Origin of the sequence: Pseudonocardia sp. CA-142604 (assembly GCF_050948475.1) — a bacterium.
Lineage (GTDB): Bacteria > Actinomycetota > Actinomycetes > Mycobacteriales > Pseudonocardiaceae > Pseudonocardia > Pseudonocardia alaniniphila.
Map to the genome: position 1 here is coordinate 1641896 of NZ_CP192045.1, position 24147 is coordinate 1666042.

At 70.4% G+C, this 24147-nt stretch carries 18 protein-coding genes; 7 read left to right on the forward strand and 11 right to left on the reverse strand.

Going from position 1 to position 24147, the window contains the following annotated elements; all coding sequences use genetic code 11:
• Positions 1-67: 67 nt before the first annotated feature.
• Complete coding sequence (locus tag ACQPZQ_RS07575; RefSeq protein WP_433293425.1) at positions 68-637, forward strand: PadR family transcriptional regulator; 570 nt, start codon at positions 68-70, stop codon at positions 635-637.
• Positions 634-1848 (forward strand): cytochrome P450, encoded by a 1215-nt coding sequence (locus ACQPZQ_RS07580; protein ID WP_433293427.1) that lies wholly within the window; start codon positions 634-636, stop codon positions 1846-1848. Before ACQPZQ_RS07575 ends, ACQPZQ_RS07580 begins: the two co-directional genes overlap by 4 nt.
• A 21-nt stretch (positions 1849-1869) precedes the next feature.
• On the opposite strand, the gene ACQPZQ_RS07585 is transcribed toward ACQPZQ_RS07580, so the two are convergent.
• The 6 genes from ACQPZQ_RS07585 to ACQPZQ_RS07610 form a co-directional block, all read right to left on the reverse strand.
• On the reverse strand, positions 1870-2643 hold the full coding sequence (locus tag ACQPZQ_RS07585; RefSeq protein WP_433293429.1) for an ABC transporter ATP-binding protein: 774 nt from the start codon (positions 2641-2643) through the stop codon (positions 1870-1872).
• Positions 2640-3605, reverse strand: a complete 966-nt coding sequence (locus ACQPZQ_RS07590; RefSeq protein ID WP_433293431.1) for an ABC transporter substrate-binding protein — start codon at positions 3603-3605, stop codon at positions 2640-2642. Before ACQPZQ_RS07590 ends, ACQPZQ_RS07585 begins: the two co-directional genes overlap by 4 nt.
• Positions 3606-3642: 37 nt before the next feature.
• On the reverse strand, positions 3643-4512 hold the full coding sequence (locus tag ACQPZQ_RS07595; protein ID WP_433293433.1) for an ABC transporter permease: 870 nt from the start codon (positions 4510-4512) through the stop codon (positions 3643-3645).
• Complete coding sequence (locus ACQPZQ_RS07600) at positions 4509-5354, reverse strand: sulfurtransferase (RefSeq protein WP_433293435.1); 846 nt, start codon at positions 5352-5354, stop codon at positions 4509-4511. Before ACQPZQ_RS07600 ends, ACQPZQ_RS07595 begins: the two co-directional genes overlap by 4 nt.
• The gene (locus ACQPZQ_RS07605; RefSeq protein ID WP_433293437.1) at positions 5351-6724 is read right to left on the reverse strand and encodes an NtaA/DmoA family FMN-dependent monooxygenase; all 1374 of its coding nucleotides are present in this window, start codon (positions 6722-6724) and stop codon (positions 5351-5353) included. Before ACQPZQ_RS07605 ends, ACQPZQ_RS07600 begins: the two co-directional genes overlap by 4 nt.
• A gap of 114 nt (positions 6725-6838) precedes the next feature.
• Positions 6839-6985: a hypothetical protein gene (locus tag ACQPZQ_RS07610; protein ID WP_433293439.1), complete on the reverse strand. Its 147-nt coding sequence runs from the start codon at positions 6983-6985 to the stop codon at positions 6839-6841.
• 845 nt (positions 6986-7830) lie between these two features.
• Here ACQPZQ_RS07610 and ACQPZQ_RS07615 point away from each other — a divergent pair.
• Positions 7831-9678, forward strand: coding sequence for a hypothetical protein (locus ACQPZQ_RS07615; RefSeq protein ID WP_433293441.1), 1848 nt, complete (start codon positions 7831-7833; stop codon positions 9676-9678).
• Between the two features lie 48 nt (positions 9679-9726).
• On the opposite strand, the gene ACQPZQ_RS07620 is transcribed toward ACQPZQ_RS07615, so the two are convergent.
• Positions 9727-10230, reverse strand: coding sequence for a DUF6328 family protein (locus ACQPZQ_RS07620; protein WP_433293443.1), 504 nt, complete (start codon positions 10228-10230; stop codon positions 9727-9729).
• Between the two features lie 133 nt (positions 10231-10363).
• Between ACQPZQ_RS07620 and ACQPZQ_RS07625 the strand changes: the two genes are divergently transcribed.
• Both ACQPZQ_RS07625 and ACQPZQ_RS07630 read left to right on the forward strand, forming a co-directional pair.
• On the forward strand, positions 10364-12157 hold the full coding sequence (locus ACQPZQ_RS07625) for a thiamine pyrophosphate-requiring protein (protein WP_433293446.1): 1794 nt from the start codon (positions 10364-10366) through the stop codon (positions 12155-12157).
• 245 nt (positions 12158-12402) lie between these two features.
• Positions 12403-13812 carry an MFS transporter gene (locus ACQPZQ_RS07630; protein WP_433293449.1) on the forward strand — a complete coding sequence of 470 codons (1410 nt, stop codon included), beginning with the start codon at positions 12403-12405 and terminating at the stop codon, positions 13810-13812.
• A 22-nt stretch (positions 13813-13834) separates the two neighbouring features.
• On the opposite strand, the gene ACQPZQ_RS07635 is transcribed toward ACQPZQ_RS07630, so the two are convergent.
• A complete protein-coding gene (locus ACQPZQ_RS07635) occupies positions 13835-14701 on the reverse strand; it encodes an oxidoreductase (RefSeq protein WP_433293451.1) in 867 nt (288 codons plus the stop codon).
• Positions 14702-14848: 147 nt separating this feature from the next.
• Complete coding sequence (locus ACQPZQ_RS07640) at positions 14849-16126, reverse strand: DUF222 domain-containing protein (RefSeq protein ID WP_433293453.1); 1278 nt, start codon at positions 16124-16126, stop codon at positions 14849-14851.
• 464 nt (positions 16127-16590) lie between these two features.
• On the opposite strand from ACQPZQ_RS07640, the gene ACQPZQ_RS07645 reads away from it, so the two are divergent.
• Positions 16591-17931 carry an MFS transporter gene (locus tag ACQPZQ_RS07645; protein ID WP_433293455.1) on the forward strand — a complete coding sequence of 447 codons (1341 nt, stop codon included), beginning with the start codon at positions 16591-16593 and terminating at the stop codon, positions 17929-17931.
• Between the two features lie 218 nt (positions 17932-18149).
• Positions 18150-19145 carry a rod shape-determining protein gene (locus ACQPZQ_RS07650; RefSeq protein ID WP_433293458.1) on the forward strand — a complete coding sequence of 332 codons (996 nt, stop codon included), beginning with the start codon at positions 18150-18152 and terminating at the stop codon, positions 19143-19145.
• Positions 19146-19824: 679 nt separating this feature from the next.
• Here ACQPZQ_RS07650 and ACQPZQ_RS07655 read toward each other — a convergent pair.
• Both ACQPZQ_RS07655 and ACQPZQ_RS07660 read right to left on the reverse strand, forming a co-directional pair.
• Positions 19825-22782 (reverse strand): FtsW/RodA/SpoVE family cell cycle protein, encoded by a 2958-nt coding sequence (locus ACQPZQ_RS07655; protein WP_433293460.1) that lies wholly within the window; start codon positions 22780-22782, stop codon positions 19825-19827.
• A 22-nt stretch (positions 22783-22804) separates the two neighbouring features.
• On the reverse strand, positions 22805-24049 hold the full coding sequence (locus tag ACQPZQ_RS07660; RefSeq protein WP_433293462.1) for a hypothetical protein: 1245 nt from the start codon (positions 24047-24049) through the stop codon (positions 22805-22807).
• Positions 24050-24147: the final 98 nt, after the last annotated feature.

Genomic DNA, 24147 nt, shown 5'->3' on the forward strand with positions numbered 1-24147 from the left:
CACGGCACCCGATTCGCCCGTTTTGCCGCGGTAGGCGAGGGCTATCAAATAAGTTAACGTGACATAGGTGTGGGTCGACCTGCTGCTGCTCGCGAACCTCACCGGTCAGCCCGCCCACGGCTATGAGCTGCGCCGACGGGTCGAGCAGAACAGCGGCTACGCACTGTCGAACAATTCCCTGTATCCAGCGCTGCGCCGGTTCTACGACGCCGGGGCGGTGACGCGGACCGCCGTGGAGAGCCAGGGTGCTCCGGCACGGCATGTCTATGCGATCACCGACGTGGGCCGGGAACTGCTGCACGACATGCTGGCCGAGCTCCCCGACGAGCTCGCGGCCGACGAGGCGGAGTTCCTGTCCCGCGTCGGCCATTTCGAGCGGCTCACCCCCGCCGAGCGGTTCGGCGTGCTCGACGCCCGGGAGCGCGCGATCGCCGCACGCCGGGCCCGCATCCAGGCCCTGGCCCGGTCCGCCGCGGACGCGTCGCGCAACCGCTGGGGTCTGCTCGTGCTCGACGAACTCCTGCGCCGCTCCCACGCCGAGGAGCACTGGATCGCCACCGTGCGTGGCAGCGCCCTCACGGCGCCGACCGCCCCGCCTGCCTGCTCGCCCCCACCATCCGAGGAGGACGCCCGATGACCACCACGGCCCCAGCGCCGCAGCTCCCTTTCGACCGCCCCAACGTGCTCGAGGTCGCGCCGCTCCTCGCGGTGCTGCGGGCCGAGGCCCCGATCACCCCGGTGCGGACGCCCGCGGGGGATCCCGCCTGGCTGGTCACCCGGTACGAGGAGGTGCGCGCGCTCTTCGGCGACTCCCGGCTGGGCCGCTCGCACCCGAACCCGGCAGAGGCCGCCACGGTGTCCGACGCCGCCATCCTCAACGGCCCCTCCGGTGACTACGAGACCGAGCAGACCGACCACGCCAGGATGCGGGCGATGCTCGTCCCGGCGTTCTCCGCCAAGCGGATGCGCCTGCTCGGCGACCACGTGCGGGAGCTCGTCGACGGGTGCCTCGACGCGATGGAGGCGGCGAAGGCCCGCGACCCGGAGGCGCCCGTCGACCTGCACGCCACGCTGGCCTTCCCGCTCCCGGTGCTGGTGATCTGCGAGCTGCTCGGTGTGCCGTTCGGCGACCGGGAGTACTTCCACGGGCTGTCCGACCGGGTCGGGCGGATGGGTACCGGCGGCGACGCGGCCGAGGCGATGGTGGAGTTCGAGCGGTACATGAGCGGGCTGGCCGCCGCCAAGCGCGCGGATCCCCAGGAGGACGTGGTGTCCGACCTGGTGCGGGCACAGGAGGCCGACCCCCGGTTCACCGACGCGATGCTGGCCCGCCTGGCCGCGGGGCTGCTGTTCGCCGGGCACGAGACCACCGTGGGCCGCATCGACATGGGCGTGCTCATGCTGCTTGTCGACCTCGACCGGCGCGATGCCTTCGTTGCCGACCCCGACGGCCAGGTGCAGCGCACTGTCGAGGAGATCCTGCGACTCTCGGCGCCCGGGAACCTCGGCCTGCTCCGCTACGCCCACGAGGACATCGAGATCGGCGGCGTCACGATCGCCCGCGGCGACGCCGTGATGCTCTCCACCGCCGCGGCGAACCGCGACCCCTCGGCGTTCGCCGACGCCACCGAGTTCGACCCGAGCCGCAGCCCCAACCCGCACCTGTCGTTCGGCCACGGCGCGCACTTCTGCATCGGCGCGAGCCTTGCGCGCACGGAGCTCACGGCCGTCTTCTCCGCCCTGTTCCGCCGGTTCCCCGGCCTGCGCCTCGCCGTGGGAGTGGACGACCTGGTGGTGCGCACCGACCGCATCACCGGTGGGGTGTCGGAGCTGCCCGTCACCTGGTGACGCCGTGCGCGGCCCCCGGCGTCAGGGCACATTCGCCTGCGCAACCAGGGCGTCGGAGATCGCGTCGTGCAGGTCGCGGAAGGCGGGGGTGAAGCGCAGCTCCCGGACGTCGCGGGGCCGGTCGAGGGCCACCGGGAACTCGTCGAGCACGCGCCCGGGCGCCGCGCTCATCACCACCACGCGGTCGGCCAGCGTGATGGCCTCGTCGACGTCGTGCGTCACGAACAGCACGCTCGTCCCGAGGGTCTCCCAGAGCGACAGGAACTCCGCCCCGATCCGGCGCCGGGTGAGCGCGTCGAGCGGACCGAAGGGCTCGTCCATCAGGAAGAGGTCCGGGTCGGAGGCGAGGGTGCGCGCGAGCGCCACGCGCTTGCGCATGCCCCCGGAGAGCTGGCGCGGCAGGTAGCCGGCGAACCCGTCGAGCCCGACGGTGGCGAGCAGTTCGGTGATCCGGGCGTCCTGCTTCGCGCGGTCCCCTCCGGCCACCTGGAGCGGGAGACGGACGTTCTCGTGCACGGTGCGCCAGGGGAGCAGGGCGTCGTTCTGGAAGAGCATCCCGACTCCGGCGGGGGCGCCGTCGATCGGCCGGCCGTCGATCAGCGCCTCGCCGCCGGAGCGCTCGACCAGCCCGGCGACGACCTTGAGCAACGTCGACTTGCCGCACCCGCTGGGCCCGACGAGCGCGACGAACTCGCCGTGGCCGATGCGGAGATCGGCCCCGTCGAGCGCCAGGTGGCGGCCCTTCCGCGTGCGATAGGCGACCCGGAGATCGCGCACCGCCACCTTCGCCGTCATGACGTCCTCAGCAGGCTGAAGTCGAACGAGTCGGTGAACGACGGGATCTTGGCCGGTTGGACCTGCCCGACCTGCGTGAGCACCTGGGTGGTGTCCTGGTAGGGGCCCTCGTCGATCGTCAGTTTCGGCGGGGCCTGGGCCATCGTCGCCGCCACCACGGTGCGCAGCGTGGCGGGGTCGAGCGTCGGGGCCTGCTGCTTGGCGGCGGTGAGAACACTCGACACGTCGGCGTTCGCCCGGTCCTGCGTGGCGCGCAGGGCCTGCAGGAACGCCTGCATCGCGGGCTTGTTGTCGTTCACCCAGTCCGGCTTCGCAATGACCGCCAGCGCGATGTAGCGGAAGTCCGGCTTCCAGGTGAGGGTGAAGGCGCCGGACTGCAGCATCGTGGTGAGCAGCGGGTCGCTGACCATTCCCGCCGCGGCGCCGCCCTTCTCGATCGCGGCCTGCATGGTGGCGCCGGTGCCCGCGCCCACCACGCGCAGGCCGGAGTACGGCACGTTCGCCTCGGCAGTCGCCTTCTGGAGTTCGGTGTCCGACAGGCTGCCCGGCGCGGTGACGGCCACGGATTTCCCGGCGAGGTCTCCCACGGTGTGGACGCCGGAGCCTGCGGTGCTCACCAGGGAGTAGGGCGGGGCCTCGCTGATGACCGCGTAGCCCTTGACGTCGAGACCCTTGGCGCGGTTGTCGATCACGTGCTCACCCGCGCCGACGAACGCGTCGATGCTGCCGCCGACCAGCGCCTGCACGGCGTCTGAGCCGCTGTCGAAGCACACCTTCTGCGCCTGCAGGCCGCCGGGGAGCGCGCCGGAGTCGATCGTGAGCGCGGCGAGGCCCACACCGCCGCAGACGAGGCCGACACGGATCGTCGGCGGGCCGGGTTCGGAGGAGCAGCCTGCGGCGAGCAGCGCGGCGAGCACCAGTGCAGCGGCCCACCGCCGTGGCGCGCGTAGAGGAAGGGACATGGGGTCGAGGTCCTCGTTTCTCCGGTGGAGACGTTTCTCAGTGGTGCCGCACGACCCGGCGCTCCACGTGCCCCAGTACCTGGTCGAGGACGATCGCCACGGCGGTGATGACGGCGAGACCGGCGAAGACACCGGTGACGTCGAGCAGGTTGGACGAGAGCTTGATGTAGTAGCCGAGGCCGGAGCTCGCGGCGATCAGTTCGGCGATCACCGCGCCGATGAGCGCGATGCCGATCGACAGCCGCAGGGCGGTGACCAGCCAGGGCGTCAGCGACGGCAGCACGATCCAGCGCAGGGTCTGCAGGCGGCTCGCCCGGAACGAGCGGGCCACGTCGAGCAGGTCCTGGTCGATGTCGCGAACGCCCTGGTAGACGTTGTAGAAGATGACGAAGAGCACCATCGTCACGACCATGGTGATCTTCGAGAGCAGCCCGATCCCGAACCAGACGATGAACAGCGGCGCCAGCGCCACCCGGGGCAGGCTGTAGAGGGCCATCACGTAGGGCAGCAGCCATCCGCTGAGCAGCTGTGACGTCCCGAGCGCCACACCGAGGGCGATCCCGAGCGGCACGCCGATGAGGAGCCCGGCTCCCACCTCGACGAGCGTCTGCGTCAGGTGCGGCCACAGCTCCCCGGTGGCGACGAGCTGCACCAGCCTGCCGACGATGTCGCTGGGGGAGGAGACGAAGAACTCCGACACGAGCCTGCCGGAGGCGAGCTGCCAGGCGCCGAGCACGACGACCGCCACGGCCACACGGCCGATCAGGACGGCTCGCCGGAAGCGGATGGCCTCACGGCGGTCCTGCTCCAGCAGCGCGCTCCCGGCATCGGACGGGCGCCGGGTGTCCTCGTCGCCGGGCACGCGGCCCGCCCGGCCGTCGCGGGTGAGCGACAGGCTCTCCGTCACAGGGATTCCCCGGTGGTTCCCGGTTCGGCTCCCGTGGCGACCGGCCGTTCGGGGTCGGCGCTCCACGCCGAGAACGACCCGACGTAGAGGGGCGCGGTCACCCCGGTGTGGGCGAGGGCGGCCACGGCGAAGGCACCCGCCACCCCGCCTCCGCAGGAGAGCCCGGGAACGGGCGCGTCGGCGGTGGTGACCCCGTAGTGCGCGCGCACCTCGTCGCGGTCGCCGAGAGTCCCGTCGGCGGCCAGCACACCCTGCGACGGGACGTTGCGGGCGCCGGGGATGTGCCCGTCGCGGTACGCGGCCGCGTCCCGGGCATCGACGAGCAGGCCACGCCCCGCGAGGGCCGCTGCCGCGTCGGCGTCGAGTTCGGGCATGCCGCCCGAGCCGAGCTCCACGTCGCCCGGCGCGACCTCCGGCTCGTCGGTACCGAGCGGGTGGCCCGCCGCGCTCCAGGCCTGCAACCCTCCATCGAGGATGCTCACCCGCGACAGCCCCGCCCATCGCAGCACCCACCAGGCCCGCGCGGCGGACAGCCCGGATCTCGTGTCGTAGACGACCACGGTGGAGTCCGCGCGCAGGCCCCACCGCCGGGCGGAACGCTGCAGGTCGGCTGGGTGCGGCAGGGGCCGTCGCCCGTCGGTCGGGGCCGCGTCGGTGCGGGACAGCTCGGTGGCGAGGTCAACGATCACCGCTCCGGGCAGGTGCCCCGCGCTGCCGTCGTCCCCTCCGGTTCTCTTCTGGTCGTAGCGGATCTCCAGCAGGCGGATCCGCTCCGGGTTGTCGTGCAGCCACTTGTCGAGCTCCGCGACGCCGACGAAGACCGGAACCGTGGGCGCGGTCATCGCCCGCTCCCCGCCGTTGCCGCGGCTGTGGCGAACCGGCTCGGTGGCCGGGGAAGGCCGAAGTGCTCACGCAAGGTCGTCCCGGCGTACTCGCGGTGGTGCAGGCCACGGCGCTGCAACTCGGGGACGACGAGGTCGACGAACGCCTCCACCCCGTGCGGCACGGTCGGCGGGAAGATCATGAACCCGTCCGCGGCGCCCGTGGAGAACCACTCCTCGAGCACATCGGCCACCCGGGAGGGCGAGCCGACGACCTCCTTGAACATCCCGCCGCGGATGAAGGAGGCGTTGACCTCGGCAACGGTCACGCGCTCGCGCCCGTAGAGCTCGCGGGCGGAGTCGGCGATGCGGCGGCCGTCCTCCGACAGCTGCGCGAGGTCGGCCACCTCGGCGAGAGGGGCGTCCGGCGCCGCGTCGGTGACGGCCGCGCCGAGCGCTTCGGAGAGCCGCGCCCGGTGCACCGGGCTGGTTTCGAGCAGTTCCTGCAGGGTCGTGTAGGCCTCGTGCGCCGCCCGTTGCGACTCCTCGACGTACACCGCCATGCCTGGCACGACGAGCTGGTCGGACGCCGAGCGCCCGTAGTGCGGCAGCCGGTTCTTGAGGTCGGCGTAGTACTCCCGCGCTCCGTCGAGACCGAGGGTCGAGGAGTTGGTGAACCGCAGGTCGGAGTACTGCGCACCGAGGTCGCGGGAGCGTTCGGAGGCCCCTGCGTTGATGATCGGGATCTGCCCCTGAACCGGCCGCTCGACGTTCAGCGGCCCGCGCACGGAGAAGAACTTCCCCTCGAAGTCGATGTGGTGCACGCGGTCCGGGTCGACGAACTGGCCGGTCACCGCGTCGGCGACGCGGGCGTCGTCCTCCCAGCTGTCCCAGAGCAGTTGCAGGACCTGGATGTACTCGGTGGCCCAGTCGTAGCGGTGCTCGTTGTCCCAGTGCTGCTCACGACCGAAGTTGCGCGCCGCCTCGACGTTCTTACCGGTGACGATGTTGAGGCCCACGCGCCCGCCGCTGAGGTGGTCGATCGTGGCCGCCGCCCGGGCGACGTTGTACGGGTCGGAGTAGGTGGTGTTGACCGTGGTGATCAGCCCGATGTGTTCGGTGATCCCCGCGATGTTCGCGGCCAGGGTCAGCGCCTCGGGCCGCAGCACCTCGTTGGGCGCCGCGAACTGGGAGGCGGTGAGCCCGACCAGCCGGTCACCGATGAAGAAGAAGTCGAAACGACCGCGCTCGGCCGTGCGGGCGGCGTGTTGCAGCAGGCGCGGGTTGGAGTTGCCGTCATTGCGGGATCCGGGCAGGCGCCAGGCTCCTGGATGGAAACCGGTGGGCCAGATCGTGAGACCGAGATGCATCCGACGGGCTGGTTCGGACATACGAAAGCTGCCTTTCGGCGCGGAAGGGCGGACCGCGCGCCGGGCGGCGGCCGCTGACGAAAAAGGGGAGATGCATCGACCGTCGCCTGCCGAAGCGGATGACGATCGGCGGACTCAGCCGCGACAGAGGCAGGTGGCGACCTTCAGCAGGTCGACGCACCGGCGGCGAACGAGCAGCAAGGGGCGGACGACGGACAGCACGTCGGTTCCGCCATCAGCACGACGCAGGCGGTAGGACGGGTCGACGCGGCTGTGGTCCACGTCGTCTCCTTCCGCCGGTCGCCGGGCGGCCCGAGGTGCGATCGCCCGAATGATCTGACGGTATAGACATCAGCTCCCGCAAATCAAATGTTATGGGCCGTTGTGATGCGAATCTCGCGCAATTCGCATCGCATTGTCAGTACATTTCTGAGGGCTGTGCTTCGGGGGCGGGAAAGAATGTCCGGCCAATTGGGGAAGTCTGGTAAGCGGTGATTGTCCGGCATCATCCTGGTGGTCCCGAACTCCGCGGCTGCGGCGAGCCGGTCGGACCTGTGCGAACCCGGGTGAAGCGGCAGTTGGTCGTAACGGATCTTCCGTCCAACCGTTAGACCGATCAGCGCAGTATGGTGGAGCCGGATGGGCCAGTGGTCCTCCGGCTTGACTTCGTTGAATCCTCTACATCACAGAGGGTGACTGTGCAACTAGTGTTACAGTGAGTCCCGTCACATCCGCCACGGATGGGTTGATCCTCCACACGGTCCGTCGCCATAGTCACATTCGTGTTGATCGTCGACCTCGAGTCGTTCTGGCCGACCCGGCGCCGGAACGATTTCGACCAGTCCTGTCCGGGGACGTCCGTTCTCCCCTGACCGATCGCCGCGGCCCACGGGCCACCCGCCGGCATGCGGTCCCCCGACCCGCCGGGCGCGCAATGCGTCCAGCCCTGGATCCCGGAGCTCCCGTGGCCCCCTTCTCCCACAGCGCGCCGTCCCGGCCGTCCGGCGTGCTCGAACCGTTCTGGACCGGACGACGAGCCGGGCAGTTCTCACAGGGGAGTAGCTGGGCCGCGTGACCCGTGCGCGCGGCCGATCGGCCCCCCACCCAGATCGCTTCTCAGGAGAACCGTGTCCTCGTCCCACGCCTTGCGTACCTCACGCGGGCGCCGCCGCTTCGTCACACCGGCCACAGCCGTACCGGCCCTTGCGGTCCCGGTGCTGTTCCTAGCCGTTGCGGTGCCCGCGTGGGCGCAGACCCCCGGGAGTGGATACGGCAGGACCGGAGAGGCGGCAGGCGCCGTCCTCACGAATCCGCTGACCACCTCGCTGGGCATCGTGGCGGTCGTGGCCAGCGCGGTGGTGGCCGGGACGACGGCGCTGGGCTTCCTCAGCCCGCCCTCGCGCAGATCGGTGCTCGTAGTCCAGGGCGGGGCCGCCATCGCGGTCCCCGTGTTGGTGATCAACTGGCTGATCGGAGGCCTCACCGCGCTCGCCACGTTCCCGCAGGCAGCCGGGGTTCTCGTGGCAGCGGTGATGTTCGCCCGCGGGTGCCAGACCTCCTCCGCGGTGTTGGGCCTGCTGCTCATCGGTGCATTGGGCTACAACGCGACGGTCGGGCACGTCGGCTGGCATGTGGGGCTCGCCGCCGTGCACATGGTGGCCGCGGTGACCTGGCTCGGCTCCGCCGTGTCGGTCGCCACGCCCGCGTGTGGTGCTCGTTTCACCGTGCTGCGGCGCCACACCCTGGTCTTCGCCATCTCCGCCACGGTGGCGGTCGCGGCCGCCGCGCTGGAGGCCGTCGCCAAGGGGATGCGTTTCGACGGCGTGACCTTCGGGTCGCTGACGGGCCAGCTCGTCATCGTCCAGGCGCTGGGCATGACCGTGGCGATCAGCACCGGGTTGTGCCGGCCCGGTGCGATCGGGGGCCGTGTCGTGGCCGTCGCCGCAGGGCTGGTCTTCACCGCGGGCACGGTGATCGCTGTGCAGACCCCGGCCCCGGTTCCCGCCGATACCGGCCGCCCGCTCCTGCGGACGGTGGCGCTCGCAGGCCAGGACGTGCCGGTGGTGGTCGTCCCGCAGCGCCCCGGCCGCAACCTCGTCCACGTCGGCGTCCCCGGGGCGATGGTCGGCGGTGTGTCCGCCGACGAACGGGCCGGCGCACCCGGCGGCTGGGCGGTGGTCGACCTCCCCGCCGACACGGACGTGCTCACGGTCGAGGCCGACGGGGAGCAGGTCCCGCTGCGTCTGGACCTCGGCTCCGATCCCGCGCCGCCCGCACTGGTGGCAGGACTCGCGGGACCGGACGGGCCGGAGTGCCTGAGCGCCGTGGTGGGCGGCATGGTCCGCGGGGTCACCGACCTGCCGACCGCGTGTCCGTCCGACGCGCTCTCCGCTCAGGACGCCGTTGCGCTGCGGGCCACCGTGCGGTTCCTCGCCGACCGTGACGTGGCGCTGTACCTCGTCTCCGACGGGTCGGGCCGGTCGAAGGCGGCCGCAACGGTCGTCAGGGACGCGGCGGCCGCGCACGGACTCACGGTCGACGACCGGCTGAACCCTGCGGACGCGGTGGTCGTCGTCGCCGGCTGGGAGGGCGGCGGGCGCAGGCTCACCGATGAGCTGTTCGGCCGCTCCACCGTCGGCGGCACCTACACCGCGCCATGGCTGGCCACGGGGTCCGTGCTGGGCCGCCGGACCAGCGCCGTCACCACCCTCGACTTCGACCCGCGGGCCGTCCCCGCCCAGCGCTACCTCGCCGACCTGCGGGCGGCCGGGGTGACGTTGCTCGCCTCGCCTGCCGGGTTCCGCGAATGGTCGGCGCCGACCGATCGAGGCGAGCCGAACGCCGCCCCCCGGATCTTCACGGCCGTGCAGGTCGCGGTGATACCGGCGGCGGTCGGTGGGACGGACCATCGCACCACAGCGCCATGGCTCCCGGGCGGGGCGCTGACCCCGGTGACCCCACCCCTGCCCCAGTGACGTTGCCCCAGTGACGTTGCACCAGTGACGTGACCTGCGAAGTGACGGTCAGGTTCGGGCGCGCAGGATCAGCGGAATCGCTGCCCAGAGCAGCCCGAACACCACGAGGCACACCGCACCCGCGACGATCGCGGCCGTCGTCCCGGCCACGACGTCGAAGATGAGCACGATGACCCCCGTGACGGCGAGTCCCAGCAGCGTCAGGCCCCCGATCGCGAAGCGCTGACCCGCCCCCACCAGCTCCGCGCGGGCGTGCTGGCGGAACAGCACGCGGTGCATCGCAACCGGTGCGATCAGCATGCCGGTCGCCGCAGCCGAGAGCGACAGAGTCACCAGGTACAGCACCCGCTGCGAGCCGGTGAGATCGTCGAACCGCGACTGGAACGGCACGGTGAGCAGCAGGCCGGTGAGCAACTGCACGCCGGTCTGCACCACGCGTAGCTCCTGGAGGAGGTCGCCCCAGTTGCGGTCCAGCCGCTCGATCGGGGCCTCGTCGCGGGCATCGCGGTTCCAACTCGAGTCGGAGTTGACGTCGTCGACGTCTCGCTTCATGAGGCACCTCCTCGCGGGGTAACCGTCCGAGTGTGCACCGGACGGGTGACAGATAGGAGTCCGTCGGTGCACTGCACCGGGTTCGGGTAGCCGGAGACCGGGCAGGAGTGACGGGCGGCGGAGGTGCGTGCGGGTGGCGAAGACGGTGGGCGACCACGTCCTGCGCAGGTTGCAGGAGTGGGGGGTCGAAGAAGTCTTCGGTTATCCCGGGGACGGGATCAACGGGCTCATCGTGGCCTTCGAGAAGGCCGGCGACCGGCCGCGGTTCGTCCAGGCGCGGCACGAGGAGATGGCCGCCTTCGAGGCCGTCGGATACGCGAAGTTCTCCGGCCGGGTGGGCGTCTGCATGGCCACGTCGGGCCCTGGCGCGATCCACCTGCTCAACGGGTTGTACGACGCGAAGCTCGACCACGTGCCGGTGGTGGCGATCGTCGGGCAGACCGAGCGCAGCGCGATGGGCGGGTCCTACCAGCAGGAGGTGGACCTCCAGAGCCTGTTCAAGGACGTGGCGAGCGACTACCTCGTCGAGGTCAACGTCCCCGAGCAACTGCCGAACGCGCTCGACCGCGCCTTCCGTACTGCGCTCACGCGACGCGCCCCGACAGCGCTCATCATCCCCAGTGACCTCCAGACCGAGGACTACTCGCCGCCCGCGCATGCCTTCAAACAGGTGCCGTCGAGCCCGCCGGGCCTGGTGGCGCCGATGGTGGTGCCCGACGAGGCCGAGCTGCTGCGCGCCGCCGAGGTGCTCAACGGCGGGCAGCGGGTGGCGATCCTCATCGGGCAGGGCGCGCGGGGTGCCGCGGCGGAGGTCGAGCAGGTCGCCGACATCTTGGGCGCCGGAGTGGCCAAGGCTCTGGTCGGCAAGGACGTGATGTCCGACGAGCTGCCGTTCGTGACCGGCGCGGTCGGCCTGCTCGGAACCCGTCCCAGCTATGAGCTGATGCGCGGCTGCGACACCCTGCTCATCGTCGGCTCCAACTTCCCGTACAGCCAGTTCCTGCCGGAGTTCGGGCAGGCCAGGGGCGTTCAGATCGACATCGACGGCGCCATGGTCGGGATGCGCTACCCGACGGAGGTGAACCTCCTCGGCGATGCGCGCACGACGTTGCAGGCCCTGCTGCCGATGCTGTCGGGTCCGACGGACCGCGCATGGCGGGAGAAGATCGAGGAGAACGTCGCCCGCTGGTGGCGCACCATGGAGCGCCAGGCGATGCTGGACGCGAGCCCGGTCAACCCCATGCGGATCGTCTGGGAGCTGTCCGAACGGCTCCCGCTGAACGCGATCGTCTCGGCCGACTCCGGCTCCGTCGCCAACTGGTACGCGCGGCACCTGCGTATCCGCGGAGATGTCCGCGGGTCGCTGTCGGGCGGCCTCGCCACCATGGGCTCGGCGGTGCCCTACGCGATCGGCGCCAAGTTCGCCCACCCCGACCGGCCCGCGATCGCGCTCACGGGCGACGGCGCCATGCAGATGAACGGCATGGCGGAACTGCTCACCATCGCCCGCTACGCCGATCGCTGGTCCGACCCCCGCTGCATCGTCTGCGTACTGCACAACAACGACCTCAACCAGGTGACCTGGGAGCTGCGTGCGATGGGCGGGGCGCCGAAGTTCGTGGAGTCGCAGAGACTGCCCGACGTCTCGTACGCCGACTTCGCACGCGGCCTGGGATTCGAGGCGTTCACCGTGACGTCCCCCGACGAGCTGGGCCCGGCATGGGAGCGGGCGCTCGCCGCCGAGCGCCCTGCCGTGCTCGACGTCCACTGCGACCCGGAGGTGCCGCCGATCCCGCCGCACGCCACGTTCGAGCAGGCCGAGTCGGTGGTGCAGGCCGTGCTCAAGGGCGATCCCGACGCACTGCACCTAGCCGTTCAGGGCGCGAAGACCAAGCTGCGGGAGATGCTGCCGGGCCGCCGCCCCTGATAGGCAAAATCATCAGTCCATCGAGATATTCACGCGGAGTCGAACCGGACATGTGACTCGAAACCCCGGCCCGTGTTGCTCATGCTCTGACCAGCTCGTCTGCTCTGTCCGTTCCGATGTGGACGCGCGCTTTGTTTTCTTGTGACAGCACTCATCTTTCCTCGCGCCTCGACCTCTGAATCTTCACCGTGGACTCCTACCGACATTGATTGTCAGTCCTTCTGACCATCTCTAAGGAGCCCGGGGTGTCAGAGACAGGCGAGGAGCTCCCAGATCCACGGCCGACGACGGCACCGGGGGTCGCCGAGCGGATCGACAGGCTGCCGGTGACCCGCACCCACCGGCGGGCCACTGTCGTCGTGGGGCTCGGCCTGTTCTTCGAGCTGTACGAGCTGTTCCTGACCGGTGTGCTCAGCAGCGTGCTCCTGGGTCAGTTCGGGCTCACGACGGCGGAGCTCGCGCTGGTGCTGGCCTCGACGTTCATCGGGATGTTCGTCGGTGCGCTGGTCCTCGGCCCGCTCGCCGACCGTCTGGGCCGGCGTGGGGCGTTCCTGCTCAACCTGGCCGTGTACTCGGCGTTCTCGCTGCTGGGAGCGTTCAGCATGAACGCGGCGTGGCTGGTGGTCATCCGGTTCATGGCCGGGGTCGGGCTCGGGGCCGAGCTGCCGCTGGCCGACACCTACCTCACCGACCTGCTGCCGGCACGTCATCGCGGTCGCTACATCGCCCGGGCCTACACCGTCGGATTCATCGGGGTGCCCGCGGTGGGCTTCGTCGCGCACTGGGTGACCGCGACGAGCTTCATCGGCGTGGCGGGCTGGCGATGGATGTTCGTGATCGGCTCACTGGGTGCGTTCATCGTGTTGCTGCTGCGCCGTCGCCTGCCGGAGTCGCCGCGGTGGCTCGAGTCGGTCGGGCGTACCGAGGAGGCGGAAGCGATCGCCGCCAGGCTCGAGGACGAGGCACACGACGTGCCGCCCGAACCTGCCCGCGCCGTCCCGGACCGCGTCCCGACGGCATTACCGGCTCCGGCCGCTCCGGCCGTGCGAACGGGCATGAGCGCGCTGTTCGCGCGTCCCTACAACAAGCGCACGGGCATGATGGTCGTCTTCCACGTCTTCCAGACCATCGGCTACTACGGGTTCGGCACGATGGTGCCGCTGGTGCTCACGGCGAAGGGGTATCCGATATCGGAGTCGCTCCTGTACACCGGTTTGACCTATCTCGGCTACCCCATCGGGTCGGCGTTGTCCCTGCCGCTCGTGGAGGCCGTCGAACGCAAGACCCTCGTGGTCTCGTCGGGCTTGGCGATGGCGGCGTTCGGGCTTGCGTTCGGCTTCTCGAACACGATGATGCTGATCGTCGCGTGGGGCTTCCTCTACACCGCTGTCAGCAACGTGTTCTCGAACGCGTACCACATCTACCAGGCCGAGATCTTCCCTACGCCCTTGCGGTCCACGGGGGCGAGCGGGACCTACGCGCTTTCCCGCCTGGTCACCGCGATCATGCCGTTCGTCCTCGTCCCCGTGCTGAAGGACGACGGTGTCGGCTCGCTCTTCGCGATCATGTGCGTGGCGATGGTCGTGGTGGCCGTCGACGTGTCGGTGCTCGGGCCGCGCACCACGGGCCAGCGGCTGGAAGCTGTCAACGCCTGAGGCCCGTGGCGCCGCGCGTGGATCAGCCGGCGATGCCGTCGAGCTCCTTCACGGCGTCGTCGGGAAGGGCGAGGTCGGCGGCGGCGATGTTCTCCCGCAGGTGGGCCACCGATGACGTGCCGGGGATCGGGGTCATGGTCTCCGAGCGCTGCAACAGCCAGGCGAGCGCGGTCTGCTGAGGTGATGCCCCGAGGCGTGCGGCGACCGAGTCGAGCTCAGCGGACTGCAGCCGCGTGAACCCGCCGAGCGGGAAGAACGGTGCGAAAGCGATGCCTTCCTCGGCGCACCGCGCCACCAGCGCGTCGTCCTGGCGGTTGGCAAGGTTGTAGAGGTTCTGCACGGTCACGACCGGCGCGATGGCCTGCGCCTCGGTCAGCTGGGCCGAGGAGACGCCGCTCAGCCCCAGGTGGCGGATCAGACCCTGTTCCCGCAGCTCGGCCAGGGCGCCGAACTGCTCCGCGATGGATCCTTCGCCCGTGCCCATCGCCGAGCCGACCCGCAGGTTCACCACGTCGAGCACGTCCAGGCCGAGGTGCTGCAGGTTCTCCCGTACCTGCGCCTTCAGGTCGTCGGGTTCGAGCGCCGACCGCCAGGAGGCGTCCGCGCCACGCCGGGCACCGACCTTGGTGACGATGTGCAGGTCGGCGGGATAGGGGTGCAGGGCCTCCTTGATGAGCTCGTTGACGCTCGCCGGGCCGTAGAAGTCGCTGGTGTCGATGTGGGTGACGCCCAGCTCCACCGCTGCGCGCAGCACGGCGACGGCTTCCTCGTGATCCTTCGGCGGCCCGAACGCCTCGGGCCCGGCGAGTTGCATCGCGCCGTAGCCCATCCGGCTGAGGGTGAGGTTCTCGGCGAGCGTCAGGGTGCCGCCGGGGGTCCTCGTGGTCATGTCGGCTCCTTCTCGGGCGTCGTGTGCAGGCCGTACCCCACGAGTGTTGGCGGGCACGGGGCAGGCCGGGGATGCCCCGCCGATCCTGGGGGTCCGACGGCCAGGCTCCGGCCCGGCGCGACTCATATGGTCCGCCGCGCGCCCTCCTCATCCATGGAGCGTGGCGGGGTGTGGAGGTTTTCGGCGGGCGGTCTGGGTGTGGTCGATCCATTTCGGCGGAACGAACTCCGGGATCGCGTTGCGGATGTGGACCTGCCAGCCGGATTCGCGATGCAGCAGCCGGTGGTGGAAGCGGCAGAGCATCACGCAGTTGTGCATTGCGGTCTCCCCGCCCTTCTCCCATGCCTCCAGGTGGTGGATCTCGCACCACGACGCGGGACGTCCGCAGCCTGGTTTGGCACAACCACGGTCGCGGGCGGCGATCGCCCGGCGCAGCCCGTCGGGAATGGTGCGTCGGGCCCGTCCGACATCCAGGGGTTGCCCGGCCCCGCCGAGCACCACCGGCACCACCCGGGCGTCGCAGGCCAGCATCCGGAGATCCGCCGCCGACAGCCGGGCGCCGAAGTCCAGGCTCGCCGTTCGCGCTCGCTGTTCCAGCTCGGCGAGCGGGATGATGACGTTCAGGTGCGGGCGCTCCCCGCCGCACTGGGGCAACTGCCCGGAATCCAGCACGCGGGCGCAGATCTCGCCGAGAGCATCGGCTCGGCGCTGCCCGGCGGTGCGTTCGTCCTCCGGACCGCGGGGCAGACACAAGGAGTCCAGGGCGGTGGCCAGTGCTTCTCGGGTGAGTCCGTCGAGCCAGCCCTTCACCTTTCCCGTGCGCATAGAAAGGTGAAGCTCGTTGACCTGCTCCGGCTCGTCCTCGCGTTCCCCGGGCCCGTCCTGGTCCAGCACGCTGATCAGGTCGTGGGCGAACACCGCCAGCTCCGCCGGCCGATAGGAGGCTGCTTGCTCGGCAAGCTTCTCCTCCGCGGCCGCCCACACCTGCGGACCGAGCCGCCGCGCGGCGGGCGAGCGCAGTGCCTCGGCGATCACCTCGACATGCCGCAAGCCGATCTCCCCGGCCGCGAACACCGCCGCGGTGGCGGGCAGCCGGGCCGGCAACGTGCGCCCATCCAGCGACCTACCGGGGCAGGCGTCCTCGGCGACTCGGATCCGCCGCCGCGCAATCGCGGTGTCGCAGCCGAGCAGGTCGGCGACCGCCTGGACCGGGCTGCGGTAGCCGCGGGCGGCGAACACCCCGTCGCGCACCAACCCGGCGACCAGTTCGATCTGCAGGTGCTCCAATTGCCGGGACAACGACTCGCACACGCTCACCGCGACGACCCGCTGTTCTTCCGGCGCGTGAGAATCCGCGGCGGCGCGCAGCGATCCGACCCCGCGCTGCAGGGTTCGGCTCGCCAGCGCGACCGCGTTCTCCGGCATACGACAATCGTCCTCGGTGGCACCGACAGAATCGGCAGCCGGGGCTTTCACGATTGCAAATAGTTCAGCCGGACCCGTTCCCCCGGCCGTCATTTCCGGCAGGAACACTGACTCGCACCGGTTCCGCGATCGGGCGGGACCCATGGCCTGCCGCGAGGCGGATGTGGTCGTCGTCGGGCATGCGGCTTCTGAGACAGGCTCGCGGGTGCCGACGATCGAGTCGGCCTCACTCACGGCGCGCGGCGTGGCCAACCCGTCACGTTCACCGATCGAAGCTCGTCGAAGCGGTCTTCTTCGCAGGTGGTGTCGGCCGGACCGAAATATCTGTTTTGTTCCATTCGTCGCTTTTGCGATTTGACACCTGCACCGCGGGCTCGCAGCATTCTCGGTGATCGGTGGACCGCCCTGAGGATCGGGTGGCGTCGCCGATCGAGCCGCGGTTCGACCGTCCATAGGAGTGCGTGATGAACACCGGGCAATCAGAGGCGCTGTTTCGGTCGCAACGGCGTCGCGCCGTTGTCGCCAGTACGGTCGGCACTTCGATCGAATGGTACGACTTCTTCCTCTACGGTACCGCCGCTGCACTGGTGTTCCCGCACGTCTTCTTTCCGGGGTCCACGCCGTATGCCGGTGTGATCGCCTCGTTCGGCACCCAGTTCGTCGGTTTCGCGGCCCGGCCGATCGGCGCTGCCATCTTCGGCCACTACGGCGACCGGATCGGCCGCAAGGCCACGCTGATCACCACGTTGATGATCATGGGCGTGGGCACCACGCTCATCGGTCTCCTGCCGGGGTTCGCGTCGATCGGCATCGCCGCGCCGATCCTGCTGACCGTGCTGCGCCTGCTCCAGGGTGTCGCGGTCGGTGGGGAGTGGGGCGGTTCGGTGCTGCTGTCCATGGAGTGGGGATCGGACAAGCGCCGGGGGTTCATGGCGAGCTGGCCGCAACTCGGCGTCCCGATCGGGCTGCTGCTCTCCACGGCCATGGTCCAACTGATGTCGGCCACGACGGGCGATGGCTTCCTGACCTGGGGCTGGCGCGTGCCGTTCCTGGTCAGCATCGTGCTCGTCGGGATCGGGCTCTACGTGCGGCTGAAGGTGCTGGAGAGCCCGGCTTTCACCGAGGTGAAGAAGACTCAGGCCGTACTGCACGTCCCGGTGCTCGAGGCGTTCCGGCACCAGTGGCGGGAGATCTTGACGTCCGCGTTCGTCCGGATGTCGGAGCAGGCGCCGTTCTATCTGTTCGTGACCTTCGTGCTCACCTACGGCACCCAGCAGCTCCAGCTGTCGCGCACAGGGCTGCTCAACGACACGCTCATCGCTGCGGCGGTCGGATTCGTGAGCGTTCCGCTGTTCGGCCACCTGTCGGATCTGATCGGGCGCCGGATGATGTACGGAATCGGCATCGTGTGCACCGCAGCGTTCGCGTTCCCCTATTTCGGGCTGCTGAACACGCGCGTCGCTGGTCTCGTGCTGCTCGCGATCGTCGTTTCGCTGATCTTCCATGACATGCAGTACGGGCCGCAGGCCGCGTTGATCGCCGAGAGCTTCGGACCCAACATCCGCTACAGCGGGGCGGGTATCGGCTACCAACTCGCGTCCGTCATCGCGGGTGGGCCGGCACCTCTGATCGCGGCTGCCATCCTCCAGAGCACCGGATCGAGTACCTGGATCTCGATCTACATCATCGGTTGCTGCGTCGTCTCCTTCGTCGCACTGTTGCTCATGCCCCGCCGGGGGGTCACGGACCTCGCGCCGAACGTGGTGGGGCGGCCGGCCCGTGCCACCGGTCCGGCGACCGTCTGACCGTCCCTTCTCCAGGAAGATTGCCTGTCCTAACGGGGTTTGAGTACGGGCTCACGGGTCCATCCGGGCGCCCAGAACCAGGAGTGGTGTTCGGTCGTGGGCCACTCGGTCGAATCGATACGGAGTGTGTCGTCGAACGCAGCCAATAGGTGGCTGGACCGGATGAGCACGGGGTCCCAGACTCAATGACAGGGGGGCCGCTCACCCGGGGAGGGTCCGTGGCTCAGATCGGAATCGATCTCGGTACTGCGAATACGGTGGTGTGCGACGAGACGCGCGGCATCGTCTTCGACGAACCGTCGGTGTTGTTGCGGCGAAATTCCGCTCGACGCCGCACTCGACTCGTCGCGATCGGCCGAGAGGCCTTCGACCTGCTCGGGCGCGTCCCGGCGGGGATGACGGCGTTGCGCCCGCTCCAGGACGGTGTCATCACCGATCTGGAGACAGCCCGCACCTACCTGCGGGCGGTGGTCCGGCGGGCCGTCCGGCACTCGTGGCAGCGCGGCTACGCGAAGGTCGCCATCGGCGTTCCGTCCGGGGCGACACATCTCGAACGGCAAGCGCTGCTCGAGGCGGCGGACGAGGCCGGCATCAAGAGCGCCACCGCGATCGACGAGTCGATCGCCGGTGCCGTCGGGTGCGGTATCGACCCCATGGAGCGCCGCGTGCACATGGTCGTCGACGTCGGCGGTGGCACGGCCGAGGTCACGGCGTTCTGCTACGGCGGAGTGCTCACGGCCCGGTCCTGCCGCGTGGCAGGCGACGAGATGACCGTGGCGATCTACCGCCACATCCGCGAGCACCACCAGCTCATCGTGGGTGAGCAGACCGCTGAGGACCTCAAGATCCGCATCGGTCACACCACCGAGTCCAGCACGGTCGTGCCGGGGCGTGACGCCGCGAGCGGCCACGCGCGGCTGGCGACGGTGCCGGTTTCGGAGATCGTCAAGGTCGTCGAGCCCATCACGGACTCGATCGTCGAGACGCTCGCGGCATGCCTCGACGACCTGCCGCCGGAGGCGGCGGGGGACGTGCTGGGCGAGGGCATTCACCTCTTCGGCGGGGCCTCGCTGACCCGCGGGTTCAGCCAGCGGCTCGAACGGGCCTTCGGCTTCCCCGTGAAGGTGGCCGAGAACCCGCTGACGTGTGTGGCCGAAGGCGCGGCGCGCTGCCTGCGCACGCCGGGCGTCACTGACGCCTACGGCTGGAGCTGACCGAAGCCCGTAGCAACCGCGGCCGCGGCCCCACCCGCGTTCGCCGATCGCGAGCAAGCACCGTGACGGTCGGGCGACGAGGTCGGGGCCCTGTAGCAGGACGACATATGACCCTGGTGCCGGTTCTGAACCGATGATCACGGGAATCCAGTACCCCTGACCCGGCCTTGGCGGTCCACCGTCCGCAAACGGCGGCAACCTGGCATCTGGTCGCCCAGCTGTCGTTGATCGACATTTCGGGCCTCGCTGCAGGGCATGACCCGGCTGCTGGTCCCGAACCGATGATCATGTGGAATCCAGTGCCCCGACCCCGACCCCGACCCCGACCTCAGCGGTCGAGCGTCCGGAATCGGCGGCACTCCGTTACCCGGGCGGTGCCTGCCGAGGCGACGATTGGCTGCTCGCCGGCCTGCCCGGGGCGTTGATCAATCTTTCGGGCCCCGCAGCAGGGCATGACCAGGCTCACTGTTCCCAACCGACGATCATGTGGAACCCCGGCGTCCCCCGACCCGTCAGAAATCGGCGGTGACCCGTCGCCCGCAGGGGATAGGGAGCCGGCAGTCGCCGTCCAGCCCGAGACGTGGTCATGATCAACACTTTGGGCCCCGCAGCAGGGCATCACCCGGTTCTCGGCCCCGAAGCGGTGATCATGGGGACAAATGGTCGGCCCTGGGTCCGGTCACTTCCCGCTGGCGGGGTCCTGCATCGGATCGGTGGACATCACGCGGGCCTCGTTGTCGTGGAAGTAGCGCAGGCCGTCGGCGATCAGGCTCTTCACGTTGTTGCCTCCGGAGCCCGGACCTTGCACCACCGCGGTCATGACGATCCTCGGGTCGGGCATCGGTGCCGCGGCCGACAGCCAGTTGTCGTAGTGGACGTCGGAGAGGCTGCCGTCCTGCGCCGTGCCCGTCTTGGCTCCCACCGGGAAGGGCAGGCCGGAGAGCCCGGTACCGGTACCACCGGTCACCACGGCGCGCATCCCGTCCCGGACCGGGCCGAGCTTGTCGGAGAACGGCACCGGCGTCGGAGCCGGGGTGGGTAGCGTCGTGAAGATGCCCCCGTTCGTCCCCGTCGCCAGGCCCAGCCGCGGTGTGACGATCTGGCCGGTGGCCACGCCGGCGGTGAAGAGGGCGTTCTGCAGGGGCGTGACCGTCAGATAGCCCTGCCCGATGCCGAGGATCACGGTCGACCCGCCGTACCAGGTGCCGCCGTTCGCAGCCACGCTCTCGGGAGTGCCGATGTAGCCGGGCGACTCACCGGGCAGGTCGATCCCGGTCCGTTTGCCCACCCCGAGGGCGTGGGCCGCGTCGATGATCGGCTCCGGTCCGAGAGCGTTGGCGAGCTTGTAGAAGTACACGTCGTTGGACCACGCGATGGACTGGACCAGGTCCATGGGTCCCATCGGTTTCCAGTTGCCGAAGGTGTGGCCGCCGAGCGTGTAGCTTCCGCCCGTCGGGATGACCTTCTCGGGCGGGATCACCGGGTTCACCATCTGGGCCGCCGCCACCACCAGCTTGAACGTCGAACCGGGCGGAAGTGCCGCCTGGGTCGCGTGCTCGAGCATGGGGTGGCCCGGCGCCTTCGCGGCGGCCTGCACCCCGGCGACGTCGATCGGCGGGCCGTACACGTTGTTGTCGTAGGACGGGGCGCTCGCGAGCGCGAGGATCTGGCCGTTGCGGGGGTCCATCGCCAGGGCGGCGCCGACGTGGCTCTTGCGCTGGCCCCGCAACGCGTTCACGAGACCGGCGGAGAGCCGCTCCTGCAGCCCGAGGTCCAGTGACAACCGCAGGTCGGCTCCGCGCACCGGCTCCACCCGCTCACCCATCGCGACCGGGATCCCGGGCGGGGACACGTACACGCACTGGCGTCCGTTCACACCGCGCAGCACCGAGTCGTACTGCTGCTCCAGCCCGGCCCTCCCGACGATCTCGCCTGCAGGCAGGTCCGGCCACCGCTGGATGTCGGTCGGGGTCGCGATGCCCGCGAACCCGAGGACGGGGCCGAGAAGGGCCCCGGTGGGATAGCTGCGCCTGCCTTGCGGAACGACGATCACTCCCGTGATCCCGGCTGCCGTGACCGCGTCGCCCGCCGCTCGTGGGACGTCCGCCAGCGGTAGGGAGAGCGTGGTCGCGGGCGCGTTGTCGAGGGTGGTGCGTACGGCGTCCACGGGCTGGCCGATGAGAGAGGCGAGCTTGGCGACGTCGTCGGGCCGGGAACGCACGAGGGCCGGCACAGCGAGGACCTGGTCTATTGCGTTCTCCGCCGTCGAGGCACTCACCGCGAGCGGTGCGCCGTGCCGGTCGGTGATGGCCCCCCGCGGGGCGGGGAGGCGGATGCACCGTGTCATCTGCTCGTGCCCGGCTGCCGCAAGCTCGGGGCCGCGGGTCATCTGCAGGTTCCACCCGTAGAGCCCGAACAGCACGAGCAGCGCGCTCGAGGCGAGTGCGATCGTCCGCATGAGCCGCGGGCGGCGATTCCGCCAGCCGGGCATGGTCCACAGCCGTCGACGTGCTCCCTGCCGCCGGACCCCGAGGGCGACGCCGAGCGCGGCAAGGTGCACCAGCAGCGCCGTGCCGCCGAAGCTGAGCAGCGGGAACGGCACACCCGCCAGCGGGAGCAGGCCCAGGTTGCCACCGACCGACACGACGATCTCGACTCCGATCAGGATCGCGAGACCGCCCGCGACCAGGGCGCCGTGCGGGCTCCGCGGCACCCGGCTGGCGAGGGCGAGCCGCCACACGAGAACGATCGCCGCGATGATCACCACGCCGCCGGCGACGAGCCCGAACTGCCCGACGACGCTGGCCAGGGCGAGGTCGGTCTCCTTCTCGGGGAGGTACTGGGCGAACAGGCCCGACAGCGGATCGCCCGAGCGGCCGAAGAGCGAGCCCGAGCCGACGGCGATGTGCGCCTGTCGTACCGCCCAGCCCGCGCCGGTGGGCGACTCGTGCGAGCCGACGAGGAAGCTGCCGAGCCGCTGCAGCTGGTAGGGCCGCAGCGATCCGACCACCAGGGGCGCCACGACGATGACGCCCGCGAACAGGGGCAGGATGATGCGTGCCGGGATCCGGCCGATGATCAGCATCGAGACGGTGAGGACCAGCAGCAGCATCGTGGTGCTGAGGTCCGGTTGCAACGCGGTGAAGGTGATCGGTACGACGGCGAGCCCGACCCCGAGGGCGAAGCGTTGCCACGAGGGTCGCTGTGAGCCGAGCACCGCGGCGAGCACGAGCAGCACCCCGAGCTTCGCAAGCTCGGAGGGCTGGAACGTGAAGTCGCCGATCCCGATCCACCGGGTCGCGCCGTTGAAGGTCTCGCCTGCGACGTGCACCACGGCCAGGAGGACCACGGCACCGAGGTAGGTCACCCAGCCCAACGCCGTGAGCAGTGCACCCCGGAACCGCCAGAAGGCCGCCAGCAGCACGACACCCGCAGCCGCGATCGCCGCCTGCCGCGCGGCGAACTCGAAACCGTCGACGGCCCAGAGGTTGGCCAGGCCGATGACGACCAGGACGAGTGCGGCGATGATGGCCAGCACGTCGAAGGTGACCCCGCCCTTGTCCTTCCGCCGTGCCGGCTTGCGGCCGTTGTTCGGCTCGTCTGCGGCCGGGTTGTCACCATGCTCAACGATCAGCACGCCGTAGCCTCCTCATCTTCGGTCAGCCGGACGGTTCAGCTGCAGGGGTCCCACAGCTCGCATCGGACGGAACGAACACGGGCGCGCTCGCAGCGGTGGACGGAAGGTCGGTCCGGGCCAGCACGGCCAGAGCCTCGCCAGGCGGCAGCGCGACGCTGACGACGGCGACGGCCCGGTCGCCGTCCGCCGGCACGGTGAGCTCGCCACCGGGAACGGTGGTGGTCGCGCCCGTGCAGCGGTCGAAGACCTGGAAGCCCCACGTCACGGTCTGGGGCTGGGCAGTCGGCTGCAGCGCCACCTGCAGCCGGACCGCGCACTCCGCGTCGGGTGTGCACTGGTTGACTGCGCGGAGATCCACTCCGGTCACCGTGCCCGCGGCCGTGGGGGCCACGGGTGCGACGGGCAGGAAGGCTTGCGTGCTGGTCGGCGCCGCGGACCCCGAGCGGCCGGCCTCGAGCACGGCGTCGATGTCGCGGGCGATGGTGTCGCGCAGGAGGGCGATCTCGATCACGACGACCGTGACCAGCACGACCACGGAGAGCACCCACTTCCAGGTGCGGCCCGCGAGTACTCGCGCGAGCGACCGGGGTGGGCGCTCCGGGTCCGGGGGGCGGGGAGCGATCGGGGGTGCGCTGGTGAGCGGGGGATGCGGTGGTGCGAGCGCACCGCCGTTCACAGCCGACACTATCCGGGCGAGCTCGGTCCGCGCCTCTGTGCCGCTCGCCGTGTCGGCCTCCCGGAGGAGAGATGCGACGGCTGCGACGCTTGCGTCGGGCCGGCGTGACTCAGCGGCGGCGCGGTCGAGGGTTGCGATGGGGCCCGTGGTCGGTCGTTCCGAATCCGTTGTCACCCGCCATGCAGCCGCCGTGAGCTCGTCGAGTAGCGCGTCGGCGGCGGAATCCTTCACGGGAACGGGCGCATCGTCCTCGGCCAGGTAGGCATGTCCGTCGGCGCCGACGTGCACGGACTCGATCCGGAGTGGGATCGGTCCTGCATCGCCACGGTCGTCGTGGCGTTTCTCCAGTTCGGTGAATACGTCGGTGGCCAGGGCGACGGCTTGGACGGGCGTCAGGCGCGCGATGGAGAGCAGCCGCGCGAGACCCAGGCCCGCATCCGGCGCGACGGGTTCGGGCTCCGTCGCCGCGTCGGAGTCGGCGTCGGTGTCCGCGGCGGCGTCGTTGACGGGCTGCTCGCCCGCGTCTCGCCACAGCCAGGGGCGAAAGTCCTTCCGGGATGCCTCACGTCGACCCGAACCGGCTCGCACCATCGCCTACCACCCTCGGACTCGAGACGTCACTGCTGGTCGTGGGCGTGAGGATGCACGCCCCCGGCCGTTTTCGAGGTGGATCGAGTACTTCCCGCTGT

Excerpts from the sequence above, each read along its gene's own strand:
- ACQPZQ_RS07580 (WP_433293427.1), top strand. The coding sequence starts at position 634 with ATGACCACCACGGCCCCAGCGCCGCAGCTCCCTTTCGACCGCCCCAAC.
- ACQPZQ_RS07585 (WP_433293429.1), bottom strand. The coding sequence starts at position 2,643 with ATGACGGCGAAGGTGGCGGTGCGCGATCTCCGGGTCGCCTATCGCACG.
- ACQPZQ_RS07590 (WP_433293431.1), bottom strand. The coding sequence starts at position 3,605 with ATGTCCCTTCCTCTACGCGCGCCACGGCGGTGGGCCGCTGCACTGGTG.
- ACQPZQ_RS07600 (WP_433293435.1), bottom strand. The coding sequence starts at position 5,354 with ATGACCGCGCCCACGGTTCCGGTCTTCGTCGGCGTCGCGGAGCTCGAC.
- ACQPZQ_RS07605 (WP_433293437.1), bottom strand. The coding sequence starts at position 6,724 with ATGTCCGAACCAGCCCGTCGGATGCATCTCGGTCTCACGATCTGGCCC.
- ACQPZQ_RS07620 (WP_433293443.1), bottom strand. The coding sequence starts at position 10,230 with ATGAAGCGAGACGTCGACGACGTCAACTCCGACTCGAGTTGGAACCGC.
- ACQPZQ_RS07635 (WP_433293451.1), bottom strand. The coding sequence starts at position 14,701 with ATGACCACGAGGACCCCCGGCGGCACCCTGACGCTCGCCGAGAACCTC.
- ACQPZQ_RS07640 (WP_433293453.1), bottom strand. The coding sequence starts at position 16,126 with ATGCCGGAGAACGCGGTCGCGCTGGCGAGCCGAACCCTGCAGCGCGGG.
- ACQPZQ_RS07645 (WP_433293455.1), top strand. The coding sequence starts at position 16,591 with ATGAACACCGGGCAATCAGAGGCGCTGTTTCGGTCGCAACGGCGTCGC.
- ACQPZQ_RS07660 (WP_433293462.1), bottom strand. The coding sequence starts at position 24,049 with ATGGTGCGAGCCGGTTCGGGTCGACGTGAGGCATCCCGGAAGGACTTT.